Here is an 11503-nt window from a genome sequence, read left to right as displayed (position 1 = left end):
GTTCCCGGCGACTACTTGACCGACCAGAGATAGGCGGTGATGTCGTGCATGATCTTGCTCGTCGTGTCGTCGTGGGCGAGCTTCACGATCGCGTCGATGTGCCCCACCTTCGGATCCTTGGTCTCGACTTTCGGGATGCCGTCGGCGCGCGCCATGCTCCTGCGCGTGCCGTCGGGAAGCTGCAGCACGACGAGGAAGTCGTCTTCGCGGAGGAGCGTGCCGTCGAGCTTCGAGCCGTCGGCGAGCGTCACCGTGGCGGGCACGGGTCCGCCTCCGCCGCCGCGTCCACGTCCGAAGACGCTCATCGAACCGCTCACCCATCCGTTCTGCAGCGCGCGCGGGTCGGAGAATTTCGATCCGATACCGCGCAGGTTGCCGGTCACCGAGTGGCAGGCGGCGCAGCGTTGGGCGAAGGCGGCTTCGCCGCTCCTCGCATCGCCGACGAGCACGTTCAACGTCACGTCCGTGGGGTTTCGGCCCGGCGGGCTTCCCTGTCCGCCCATCGTCGCATGGACGCTGTGGATGTACTCGGCGACCGCCGCGATGTCGTCCTGCACGAGCGTGAGCGGCGGCGTGTGTGTCCTGGCGCGCGCGCCGATGAGCTCGCCGTGCTGGTCGCGGAGCGCGACGCCCGAGCGCAGCAGGTTCGGGTTCTTGCCGTCGGCGGTGCCGCGCAGGTCGGCGGCGTGACAGCTCGCGCAGTTGTTCTCGTAGAGCGCCTTGCCGCGGACGATCACGTCCTGCGTGGCGATCGGGCGGACGAACTGGGTGAAGCCGCCGCGCCGCGCGCCGGCCGGCGCGCCGACGCGGCCTCGACCAGCATCCGGAGGCGCCGGCGCCTGGCCTCGTCCCGCGTCGGGCGACGCGGGCGCCTGACCTCGTCCGGGAGCGGGTGCGGCAGGCTGGCCAGCCCCCTGGGCGAGGCCGTAGCCGGTCGTTGCCGCGATCGCGAGAACGACGGCGGTGGTCAGACGCGTCGCTGCTGTCATCTCGGGCCTCCGATTGTGTTTCTCGCACTTACGTCCGCACGGGCTTCGCCGTTTCCAGGGCCGGACGCGTCAGGGCAGCTCCTTGAGCCTGATGTTCCGGTATCGCACGGAGCGCTTCGTGAAGTCCGTCTCGCCGCCCTTCGAGCCGTCCACGCCGACCCAGTCCTTGCCTTGCACCCACTCGAGCCCGCCGTGCACCTGCAGAGCCAGAAAGCCGTCGGCGAGGCGCGGCATCGTGTCGGTCCAGTCCAGGAACTGCACACCGTTGATCCAGGTCGTGACGTGGGCCGGGTTGCCGACGATGCGCGCGCGGAACTCGTTCCATTGGCCGTGCCTCCAGAAGGACGGCCAGGCCGCGGGCAGGACAGGCATCGGCGCGTTGCCGGTGAGGAAGATCCGGTCGGGCGCATCGGTGAAGTTGAACGGCGCGACGTTGAAGCCCGGCTTCATGTTCTCGCCGTACACGCCGCCGAGCGCGCCCCACCGACGGTAGTCGATCATGATCTGGTAGGCCGTGCCGGTGTCGGTGCTGCGGAGATAGATGCCGCTGTCGATGCCGAAGTCGTTGCGCATCTCGAGCACGACCTCGAAGTCGCCGTACTTCCGGTCCGTGATGAACAGGCCGCCATTGCCGGGCACGTCCTGCGTGCCGAGGAGCACGCCGTCGCGTATCTGCCAGGCCCCACCGGTCTTGTTGCCGCTCACCGAGCTGTGACGTGACTTCGCGCTGACGCTCCAGCCGTTCATCGAGCGGCCGTCGAAGATCGTGACGAACCCGGTCTGCCCGGGCTGCACTTCGTCGGTCCTGCCTTTGTTCTGCTCGTCGTACGCGTGGCCCTGCCTGGGCGGTGCAGGCGTCTGGGCCGCCTGGGAGGCGAGGCCGGCGACGCCGGCGAACAGCGCCGCGCACGTGAGGCCGGCCTGAAGATCGCGCGTGATCATGAGACCCTCCAGGTGATGGGAGGCACGATCCTACGCCCGTCGGGGACGTCGTGTCGCCTGCTGATAGGATGGACGTTCCGGTCGGGGCGTAGCGCAGCCTGGTAGCGCACCTGCCTTGGGCGCAGGGGGTCGCTGGTTCGAATCCAGTCGCCCCGACCAATAGAACCGGCCTCATTTCGGTCGGCCATCTTCCGCGAAATCCTCGCGTGGGTTCAATGTGGGTCCACATCCGGCGCACGGGTCACCTGCGCCTCCCGGCCGAGGGTTCAGACGTTGAGGTTGCCCCTCCTTCGCCGACGCGATTCAGGCTGCCACCAGGTTTCGTTCGACCGACGGGCTCACGGCACGATCTCCCTGGTGATGCGAGCGCGCTCATCGAGAAACTGAACCTTTGCCGTGCCGTCCGGCGCTACGCTGAGCACGAGGCGTGGTCGCGATGAAGCATCGGACAGAACGATTGCAGCGTTTCCGTCGTGTGACCGACCGACGAAGGTCCGCTCGGAAGCGATACCCATCTTCGCCATCATCTCGCGCTCAATCTCCGCTCGTTCCGCAGGGCTCTGCGCCGCTTCTCGCTTGGCGCTGAGGTCGGCGACGGTGGCCAGCGAGGTGGCTGGCCTGTCGATAACCCGCAAGCCGGCTCGGTACTGGCTCCCGTGTTCGGAGTATTCCACCTGGACAGTCTGATCTTGGTTGTAGCGATCGAAAGTCAAACTACCGGCCGCTTCGGTGACGCCATCTTTCTTGCGTCCGGTGAAAACGAGCCCACCAACTTCACTACCTTCCTCGTTGAAGAAGATCATGCCGGCAGGTCGGTCTCGTCCCGCAGCGATGACCTTGCCATCGATCACCGTGTCGGCCTGGCGCGAACTGTTGGCCAACACCATGCGGATGCGCCCATCTGACTCGACGATATTCAGACGTTCGACGTCAACCTGTTCAAATGCGGCTCGAGTTACCTCTGCCGGACGACATGTGGCAACGCTGAGCGCGAAGAGTACACACGTGTTGCCAAGACTGAAGGCCTTGAAGAGACGCAGGTCACGGCGCAGGTTCTTGTGCACGGGAAAGAGCCCCCTTCCGAGAGAAACCGTAAATCGGAGACGAAATGCGGAGATGACCGGAATCGCATCGGCCACTTCTGACTGATGCTCAACTGCCGTCGTCGCCAAGCGCCTCAGCCAGCCGGACCGCTTGCCATATCTACGAGCCGAATTGGCTCTCGTTGCCCGGCAGGTGGCACTCCCGCTCGTCCGAACAGTTCCGGCGCTGGTCCAGAACGGCCTTGCGCTCCGGTCATAAGAGTAATATTGTTACCGTCACCATGACAAGGGTGACGCCACCGACCGTGGGTGAGTTCGAGCTTCTCGTTCTGCTCGCCGTACTCAAGCTGGCGGAGGACGCGTACCCCCTCGCGATCGCCGATGACATCGCGCAGACGACGGGCCGGAAGGCATCGCGGCCTGCCGTTCTCATCACACTGCAACGCCTTGAGGAAAAGGGACTGCTGACGTCGCGCTACGGCGATCCGACGCCCGTGCGCGGCGGCCGTTCGAAGCGCGTGTTCTCAGCCAAGCCGCTCGGGATCGCTGCCGCGAAACAGTCCCTCGGTCGGATCAAGGCCATGACGCGCGAGCTCGGTGCGTTGCTGGAGGCAAAGTGACGCCCACGCCGGCAAGACATAGGCGTTCAGAATTCGCTCCTCCTCATCGGGCCGGCGATAGTGAACCTGAACATGCTTCTTCAGGTATGCCTCGGCGAGCGCATCGACAGTGTCGGCGGGCAGAGCTTTCGCGGCGGCACGCTCGGCGACGGGATCGGTGCCTTCGCGGATCCGCGGTCGGTGCTTCTCGGCGGCCTCACGTGCTTTCGAGAGCGTGTGCTTCGGGAAGTCGCCGAACTCACCCAGAATCATGCGGCGACGCTTTCCCTGCGTTCGATAACGGAACGCCCACTGCTTCCGGCCGGAGGGCAGGATGGACAGCACGAGTCCGGAGACACGTCCATCAGGCACGTCGTAGCGATCAGCCTTGGGACGGCAGGCGCGCGCAGCGGCGTCGGTCAGCGGCTTGAGCTGCGGCATGTCTTCTCCATGGGCTCGGCTTCGCCAGGCGTACCGCGGCGCTTCCGACGTGGATGGCACCTGCGGCCTGAGCAGGGAGCCCCGGTGTGGCGGCGTCCGATGCCCGAACGTGGGTCCAATGCGGCGCCGATGCAAGCAGAATCCTGAAAACGGGTGACTGAATAGTTTCGACTGATTTGCTGAGTGATTTGGCCGAAATGAGACGTCAGGACGCGTCAGGCGATTGCAGGCGTAATCACCCTAAACCTGCCTTGGGCGCAGGGGGTCCCGAGTTCGAATCTCTGCGCCCCGACCACTACATAGATGGCTGGCGCAACGTTCCGGGCGCGTCGGCAAACCCGGTGAACGCATCCGCCACGATGCGTTCGATCCGCTGCACTTCGTCGTCCGTCAACCGCGCGAATTCGCCCTGTCGCGACTTCTTCGACAACGCTCCACCGTTCTGACGAATGAGCATGACCAGATTCTCGGCAACGCGATCGGGCATCTCCACGGTCTCCATCACGCGCTGAATAGCCTCGTCGTGCCGGCGCAGGTAGTCGATCTCGCGCGGCAGGTCCTCGTCCACCGTGCGTTGCACGCACGCGCACAGAAACTCGGCGGCCTCGGTGCAGTCGAAGTAGCGGTAGAAGTCCGCGGTGTCGTTCAGGCCCTCGACGTTCCGTTCGGGGGTCGGATGCCACTCGATGAACGGCATCAGCGGGCCGGAGTGCGCTGCAGTGTCCTCCGATAGTCATCGATCCGATCCAGCATCACCGACGAGACCGGGAACACCATTCCTGCCGGCGTGAAACGACGCTCGGCGAGCACGTGATGAATCAGACAGCGATGCAGGCGCCCGTTGCCGTCCTCGAACGGGTGCACGTACACGAACGCAAAGGCCGTCGAAGCTGCCTGCAACACCGGATCGAGCCCGTCGGCGCGCATGCGGTCATTGGCTTCGAGAAGGCCGACCATCAGGTCCGTGAGGTCGTTCGGACGTGCACCGATGAACTCGGGGAGCGGGTGACCGAAGTGATCGCGCTCGCCGAGGAAGACGCCTTCGGTGCGAAGCCCGAGACGAACGAAGCGCGTGTCCTCGATCAGCACGTTGTGCAGTCGGACGATCTCGTCGAGGATCAGCGCGTTCCTGCCGGCCTGCAGCACGGTGCGCCCCCAGCGTTCGAGGCGGTTGCGAGGCGGGCGCTCACCTTCGATCTGGAAGCTGGCCCGACTGTCGGCCAGGAGCAGGAAGCTGCCGGCACGTGCCACCAAATGTCCACCCGTGCGGCCCACCGTGTCGCTGGCGCGAGCGGCGAGATCGAGAGACAGGTATGTCGCCAGTGCTGGCGTGCGCCTGATGACCGGACTGAACCGGCCGACCACGCCCGTCGAACAGGTGCCGACGCCATTTGCGGTTGTTCGCGCTTCAGCGAACGATAGATCGCCTGGCTGACTGTCGGAAGAAGCCGTTCACGACGCCGATCCCGCCTCAGTGCTCGGCTTGAGAGTCGGCGGCCTGTACGCGGTCGGCATGCTGCTCCTGCGTTCGAGATGTCAGTGTCGCGTTCGTGGACGTTCGTCTCCCCAACGCCGGCGCCCGTTCGCATCTGCGGCGGACGATCCAAGGCTGCTTCAGAACGGACCCCGCCGCTGAGCGCTCAGGGTCCTCCGAGCCTAGCGTTCGCTCCCGCCGGCGTGCGCTCGGGTCGATGTGCAGCGCCCCCTCGGCGCTACTCCAGCCCCCGCGACCGCCTTGACCGCAACGGCATCCGCGTTGAGAAGCAGATAGACCGCGCACATCCACAGACTCCCGCCAACGCCCGTACCCAAGAGGAGCATCCGCGCAGGCTCGTCGAACAGCAGGGCAATCGCAGACACACAGGCGACCGCGATGCCCAGCACATAGTACGCGCGCAGCCGAAAGAGACTCGCGAGCGGCAGGAAGTGCAGACCGAGCACAATACCGATGAGCGGCCAGATGAAGTCCGGGCGGCCGAGGCTGACGCTGGCCGCGACGAGCGAGCCGGTTGCAACGAACTGGCCGGCGTTGACCAGAAGAAAGGCCCTGCGCATGGCACGCCGTGCTGAAGGGGTCTGCGTCCGGCGAAGCTCCGCGAGGTTGAAGCCAGTCGCCTTGATCCGAAGCTTGACGATCCCCTTCAGCAGGATCGCCAGCGTTCCAGCGACAATCACGGCGAATCCAATCGAGACCGGCGGATCCCGAATGGCCTGGGGCAGACCGCGCAGAACGCCGAGTATCAGCCAGAACGCGCCGGCCGTGGCCAGCACACCGATACCGGTCGAGAGTCCCCACACGAACTGCCGGTAGGTCACGCCTCATCTCGCAATCTGACGAGTCGCTCGAGCCTCCTGCGCTGCACGCACGTTCCAGCCGCGAGGTCATGAACGCTGCGCCGCCCGCCCGTCGCGACCGCAACCGCAAAGTAGACCAGCGCGGCGGCACCCCCAATCGCCAGGCCCGCGATCTGAATTGAGTTGAGAGCTCCGCCTGGATGGCCGAACGCGAACGCAGACGCGTGAACCAGTTCCCACGGAAGCAGTTTCACGCCGGTGCGAAGGATCGACGTTCCGATGCCGAGCCGCGCGCCGTGCGGCATGGTCACGCACAGCCCCAGCAACCACTTGCCCGCCGTGGCTCCCCCTGCCGATCGGTCGCTCGTCATGAAGTACATCCAGGTCGGGACGGAGAACGTCAGCACGGCGGCCAGCCACACGTGCTCGGCCGCCGCCTGCCGCAGGCCAAAAACTCGCTGTACGACTGCCCCTGTCGTGGCCAGCGCCGCGAAGAGCAGCATGATGTCCGTGAGATAGGCCAGCGTCCTACGCACGGACAGATGGATCGTCATGGCTACAGCCATCCCTTGTTGCGGGCCAAGCGAACGGCCTCGATCCGGTTTCGAGCACCGAGCTTGCTCAGCACCTCGGACAAGTAGTTGCGAACGGTGCCATCCGAGAGTCCGAGCGCCGAAGCGATCTCGGCTCCCGTCAACCCGTCCGCTGCCAGGCGAAGAACCTCGCGCTCACGATCTGTGAGCGGATCCGCTTCCTCCCATGCCGAGCTGGCCAGCTCAGGCGCAATGACGCGCCCGCCGTCGAACACGCGGCGGATCGCGCCGGCGAGTTCGGTGGACGGGGCATCCTTCAGCAGGTAGCCGGCCACGCGCGCGTCCAGGGCGCGCCGCAGGAATCCGGGGCGTGCGAACGTGGTCAACACGACGACACGCGTCGCGGCGCCCTGTCGCGCCAACTCCTTCGCCAGATCCAGTCCGCTCATCCCCGGCATCTCGATGTCGGTCAGCACGATGTCCGGCCGCAGGGCGAGCGCGGCCTCCAGCGCGGCCTGGCCATCGCGAACCTGTGCCACGACTTCGAAATCGGGCTCGATGGACAGAAGCGCGGCCAGCGCGCCCAGCACCATGCCCTGATCCTCGGCCACCAGGATGCGGATCACGTCAGCGCCTCCGGCACGCGCGCGACCGTGTGGATCGCCGGCAGCGTCACCTGGAGCCGTACGCCCGTCGAAGAGTCGTACTCGAACGTCCCGTCGCAGTCCGCCACCCGGGCCCGCATACTCCGGAAGCCAGTCCCCTCCCGAATCTCGCCCCCTCGCCCGTCGTCTGCAATCTCGAGCCGGACCGCGTCCGCATCCTGCCGCACACTGATGGTGCAGCGTCGCGCGCTGGCATGACGGATGATGTTGGTGGTCGCCTCTCGGACGATCCAGGCCAGCACACGCTCGTCGCTCACGCCAAGAGTGATGCTCGGAAGGTCTACGTCCAGCGCGATTCCGGCCGCGGTCAGCGCCGCCTCCGCTCCGGAAACCTGACGAGCGAGGCTCAGTGCTTGCGTCGGATAGACGGCCTCCCGGACCTGAGCGAGCGCCTCGCGCGAGATGCGCTGCACGTCGGTCAGTTCCGCAAGACAGCGGTCGGGATCGGCGCGTGCCAGCCTGGCCGCGAGGTCGGATTTCAACGCGATCACAGAGAGGGTATGGCCGAGCAAATCATGAAGATCGCGGCCGATCCGTTCACGCTCGGCAACGACCGCCATATGGCGTGCCTCGTCCTGCGCGGTCTTGAGCTTGCGGCCTACCTCGGTGAAGTACATCGCCAGTCCGCCGAACATCAGCGTGGCGCCCGTCGTCCACGCCCACGACGTCGTGGCGATCAACCCGGCCACCCGTTCAAGTGTGATGACGACCACGATGCCCGCAAGAATCACCACGCCGGCACGCGGGCGGTCAACGCGACATGTGAGCGTGCCGGCATACAAGAAGAAGACGCTTCCGCCAGGATTGAGCGGCATCAACCAGGCGCCGAGCGCGGTCATCCCACCGATCGGCACCCCGGCCATAAGGCCCGTCGTCCGATATCCCCAGAAATAGAGCGGCAGGAATGCCGCGATCGACAAGAGCGTCGGAACAACCGGCGAGGCACCGCCCGGATCAGCCGAGATCAGAAACGACAGTGGAGACGCGATGTAGACGAGCCACAAGTACTTCAGCTTCGGATGAGACTCGGACGGAAGCGGCCGAAGGTGCATCCCGTGCTCCGATCACCGCAACGACGTCTTGACGGCCGTGCCGCGCGCGAACGTCAGCCAGGGCCCATCGCCGTTCGCCACCGCGAACTGAAATCGGTACTCGACGTCCGATACAACCGTGATCTCGTGCCGGACCCTGAGTGCCGGCTGGCCGGCCGCGCTCTCGCAGATCCAGCGTGCACCATCGAAGACTCCGGTCGCCGCGGTCTCGATGCCACGGCTATTGAACGACCGGAAGGTGTACACGTGTCGGACCGGATCGTAGCCGAGGACCGACAGTTGAACCTGCACGCCGTTGAGCGACGATGAACGCGCTTCGACGACGACGAAGTGCTCGCCGTCGAACCACCGCCCATGGTCGACCGACGTGAACGCGGCAAACGGTGCACGCAGATCAGGTCGGATCTCACCGTCCGTTCGCCATTCACCGGTGAAATATCCGAGCCGCCGGCGTGCGGCGTCCGCGGAATCCTGCAGCCGGCCGCCGGCTGCGGCGACAGACGTCAGACCGACTGCTGCCGCGCCGACGAGCCACGCCGATAGCCGCATTCGCGTTCTCATGCTGTCGTCCTCCTGCCGTGCAAGCCGAACCTTGTCGGCTCCGGCGTCGAGGACGCCATGTTGTCGCGCGGCACACGTCGCCAACAGTGGGGATTGTCACGGACGGCGGGTGACAAGTGTCACGAGGTTCGGGGCAACTCCCCGCTGGATCGGCAGCGCAATCCGCGTCGTACGCGTGCCGCAGGGTCAACGCAGCGGGCTCGAGCCTGCAACGGATCTGGCAGGACCCCGTCGAGGAGTACGGCTACCCGTCCAGGCCGTCGACCGTTTCCAGAAGACGACGGGCGAAGTCCACCGTGGAGGCCTTGGGCTGACTCGTTCGATGCACTTCCAACGCCCACCGGGCTTCGTCGACCTGACGAACCTTGGCTCTCGTTTTCTCGAATGACGCCCGTGACGTCGCGAACGTCAGGTGCTGGACGTCCGCCCGGCCGTCCCGAACGGCGGCGGGAACCTGCCGGTGGCATCGGCACGGCGCCGCGTCAGAGGCCAGGCCGCAGTACGACCGCGTGAACGACACGACCGCGGCCCGTGCGTGCTGGAGCCGCTTGCGGAAGAGCTCGGGCGAGATCCCCAAGGCCTCTGCGGCTTCCGGACCGGACAGCTCCATGATCTCGCCGAGGACGTATGCCAACCGATGCGGCCGGTCGAGGCACTGCAGCATGGCGAGCGTGCAGCCGACCTTCACCTCTTCGATCAGCACGGACTGTTCGACATCTGAGCTGGTCACCTGGACGTCGAGATTGCTGGTCAAGTTGTCGGCAAATCGCTCGAAGCTCAGGTGCAGCCGTTCCACCGCGCTCTTCTTCACATCGAGGACGTAGTTGACGGCCACGCGGTAGGCCCAGGTGCGGAGTCGGCTGCGGAAGTCGAACTGCGACAGGCGCGTCACGAGCCGGACGAGAATCTCCTGCGTCGCATCCTCCGCATCCTCCTTGTTCCAGAGCATCCGCAGAGCAAGGCCGTAGACATCGGGCTGCAGCTCACGAAGCACGAGATCCAGGGCCCCCCTGTCTCCGTCAATGGCGAGCCGGGCGAGGTCTTCGAGAGCGGAACGGTCCGTCATGGTGTCCCCACCGGATTTGACGACATTCGCAGGGCATCTGTGAAACGGCCCGACGGTGACAGGACCGCTGCGTCTTTTCACACTTCGCGGAGCCCGGTCGTCCAAAGGTTCGACAAGGAGACTGGCAGATGAACAGACGACAAGCGATCACGACGGTCGGCGCCGTGGCGGCCGGTGTGCTCGGCGCGCGTCCGCCCGCTCGAGCGGAAGCGCGCGTTCAAGGAGGCGTCTCGGGGCAGACGCTGCACCTCAACCCGTCGACGGGCTCCGATACCAACACCGGAGCTGTGGAGAGGCCGCTGCGCTCGCTGGCCGAAGCCGCGCGCCGCGTGAACGAGAGCACGGGTGCCGGTCCCATGACGATCGTGCTCGCCGAAGGCGTGTACTCCGTCGCGGAACCGACGCTCCTCGAACCGTCGCGCCGAACGTTCAGCAGAAGGGACCGTCTGACGATTCGGGCAGAGGTCCTGCCCGACGATCCGTCCTGGCACATGGGCCGGATGCCGACGTTGATCCACACGATGCCCGTCCCGTCCACCTGGAACGGCCGGCCGGATCCGCTGGGTGGCGCCGCCAACGGCCTCCTGGTCGAGACCAGCCACGTCACGGTGCAGGGTCTCAAGATCCTCGGCCAGCCTGTCATGGAGACGCCGCAACCGGGCATGAAGAAGCGTCTCTATGCGATCGCGCGGTTCAATCGCTCGCTCGAAGATCTGGAGATCGCGCAGTGTCTGTTCGCGAGCGATGAGCTGATCGCTTCACTTCACGTCGGCGTGATCGCGCACGGCGACAGCGTCGTCGTCCGCAACTGCGTGTTCCGAGGCTACACGAAGGATGCGGTCGTGTACTGGACGCCAGGCAGCACCGGCCACGCGATGCGCCACTGTGTGTTCGATGGCATGTACAGTAGTACGGTCTGGACCGCGGGCATTGCCGGGGATTTCGACTATCGCAAGAACGTCGTCACCGGCGCCAACTACGTCTGGATCTACCAGAGCGGCGCGTCGGCCCAAGCCGATGCCGCCGGTGGGCGCGCCCAGCTCGGTGGCGGTACGCAGGAGCGGACGCCCTACGGGGTCATCGACAGCTACTTCGGCGGCAACAAGAAGCTGGCCGGTACCGGCACGGGCGCGCGCGTCGAGTTCGCCGACATCGATCCGTCGTTTCTACAGATGTCGGGCACGAGAATCGTCGACCAGCCGGTCGAACTCGAACGCGACTCGACGAAGCGCAACTACCTGCATCCGGCGGCCGGCTCGCCGGCGGCGACGATCGGCGCCGGCCTGTTCACGACATCGACGCCGTAGCCAACAAGGT

Annotated in this window: 12 protein-coding genes, 1 tRNA gene and 1 pseudogene; 3 read left to right on the top strand and 11 right to left on the bottom strand. The window is 66.0% G+C overall.

Annotated features, from left to right (window positions below; all coding sequences use genetic code 11):
* Nucleotides 1-11 precede the first annotated feature (11 nt).
* Both IT184_12370 and IT184_12365 read right to left on the bottom strand, forming a co-directional pair.
* Nucleotides 12-989: a c-type cytochrome gene (locus IT184_12370; GenBank protein MCC7009600.1), complete on the bottom strand. Its 978-nt coding sequence runs from the start codon at nt 987-989 to the stop codon at nt 12-14.
* 69 nt (nt 990-1058) lie between these two features.
* Nucleotides 1059-1931: a DUF1080 domain-containing protein gene (locus IT184_12365; protein MCC7009599.1), complete on the bottom strand. Its 873-nt coding sequence runs from the start codon at nt 1929-1931 to the stop codon at nt 1059-1061.
* 82 nt (nt 1932-2013) lie between these two features.
* Here IT184_12365 and IT184_12360 point away from each other — a divergent pair.
* A tRNA-Pro gene (locus tag IT184_12360) sits at nt 2014-2090 on the top strand.
* Between the two features lie 179 nt (nt 2091-2269).
* On the opposite strand, the gene IT184_12355 is transcribed toward IT184_12360, so the two are convergent.
* Complete coding sequence (locus tag IT184_12355; protein ID MCC7009598.1) at nt 2270-3103, bottom strand: hypothetical protein; 834 nt, start codon at nt 3101-3103, stop codon at nt 2270-2272.
* Between the two features lie 161 nt (nt 3104-3264).
* Between IT184_12355 and IT184_12350 the strand changes: the two genes are divergently transcribed.
* Nucleotides 3265-3594: a PadR family transcriptional regulator gene (locus IT184_12350; protein MCC7009597.1), complete on the top strand. Its 330-nt coding sequence runs from the start codon at nt 3265-3267 to the stop codon at nt 3592-3594.
* Here IT184_12350 and IT184_12345 read toward each other — a convergent pair.
* The 8 genes and pseudogenes from IT184_12345 to IT184_12310 all read right to left on the bottom strand — a co-directional run bounded on the left by IT184_12345 (nt 3499) and on the right by IT184_12310 (nt 10291).
* Nucleotides 3499-4014 (bottom strand): DUF4102 domain-containing protein, encoded by a 516-nt coding sequence (locus tag IT184_12345; protein ID MCC7009596.1) that lies wholly within the window; start codon nt 4012-4014, stop codon nt 3499-3501. The genes IT184_12350 and IT184_12345 overlap by 96 nt on opposite strands.
* 295 nt (nt 4015-4309) lie before the next feature.
* Nucleotides 4310-5379, bottom strand: a pseudogene (locus IT184_12340) (Fic family protein).
* Nucleotides 5380-5670: 291 nt separating this feature from the next.
* Nucleotides 5671-6330 carry a hypothetical protein gene (locus tag IT184_12335; protein ID MCC7009595.1) on the bottom strand — a complete coding sequence of 220 codons (660 nt, stop codon included), beginning with the start codon at nt 6328-6330 and terminating at the stop codon, nt 5671-5673.
* On the bottom strand, nt 6327-6863 hold the full coding sequence (locus tag IT184_12330; protein ID MCC7009594.1) for an RDD family protein: 537 nt from the start codon (nt 6861-6863) through the stop codon (nt 6327-6329). The genes IT184_12335 and IT184_12330 overlap by 4 nt, the downstream gene beginning before the upstream one ends.
* Before the next feature lie 2 nt (nt 6864-6865).
* Complete coding sequence (locus tag IT184_12325) at nt 6866-7468, bottom strand: response regulator transcription factor (protein MCC7009593.1); 603 nt, start codon at nt 7466-7468, stop codon at nt 6866-6868.
* Entirely contained in the window at nt 7465-8559 is a 1095-nt protein-coding gene (locus IT184_12320; protein ID MCC7009592.1) for a sensor histidine kinase, read from the bottom strand. Before IT184_12320 ends, IT184_12325 begins: the two co-directional genes overlap by 4 nt.
* Before the next feature lie 12 nt (nt 8560-8571).
* Entirely contained in the window at nt 8572-9120 is a 549-nt protein-coding gene (locus IT184_12315) for a hypothetical protein (protein MCC7009591.1), read from the bottom strand.
* A 244-nt stretch (nt 9121-9364) separates the two neighbouring features.
* Entirely contained in the window at nt 9365-10291 is a 927-nt protein-coding gene (locus IT184_12310) for a sigma-70 family RNA polymerase sigma factor (GenBank protein MCC7009590.1), read from the bottom strand.
* A 23-nt stretch (nt 10292-10314) separates the two neighbouring features.
* On the opposite strand from IT184_12310, the gene IT184_12305 reads away from it, so the two are divergent.
* Nucleotides 10315-11493: a hypothetical protein gene (locus IT184_12305; protein MCC7009589.1), complete on the top strand. Its 1179-nt coding sequence runs from the start codon at nt 10315-10317 to the stop codon at nt 11491-11493.
* Nucleotides 11494-11503 lie beyond the last annotated feature (10 nt).

The organism is Acidobacteriota bacterium (assembly GCA_020853395.1).
GTDB lineage: Bacteria > Acidobacteriota > Vicinamibacteria > Vicinamibacterales > SCN-69-37 > JADYYY01.
This window is presented reverse-complemented; position numbering and strand designations above follow the sequence as displayed.

Coding starts and splice junctions, on each gene's coding strand:
- IT184_12315 (MCC7009591.1), bottom strand. CDS start 9,120: ATGAGAACGCGAATGCGGCTATCGGCGTGGCTCGTCGGCGCGGCAGCA.
- IT184_12365 (MCC7009599.1), bottom strand. CDS start 1,931: ATGATCACGCGCGATCTTCAGGCCGGCCTCACGTGCGCGGCGCTGTTC.
- IT184_12345 (MCC7009596.1), bottom strand. CDS start 4,014: ATGCCGCAGCTCAAGCCGCTGACCGACGCCGCTGCGCGCGCCTGCCGT.
- IT184_12305 (MCC7009589.1), top strand. CDS start 10,315: ATGAACAGACGACAAGCGATCACGACGGTCGGCGCCGTGGCGGCCGGT.
- IT184_12330 (MCC7009594.1), bottom strand. CDS start 6,863: ATGACGATCCATCTGTCCGTGCGTAGGACGCTGGCCTATCTCACGGAC.
- IT184_12370 (MCC7009600.1), bottom strand. CDS start 989: ATGACAGCAGCGACGCGTCTGACCACCGCCGTCGTTCTCGCGATCGCG.
- IT184_12320 (MCC7009592.1), bottom strand. CDS start 8,559: ATGCACCTTCGGCCGCTTCCGTCCGAGTCTCATCCGAAGCTGAAGTAC.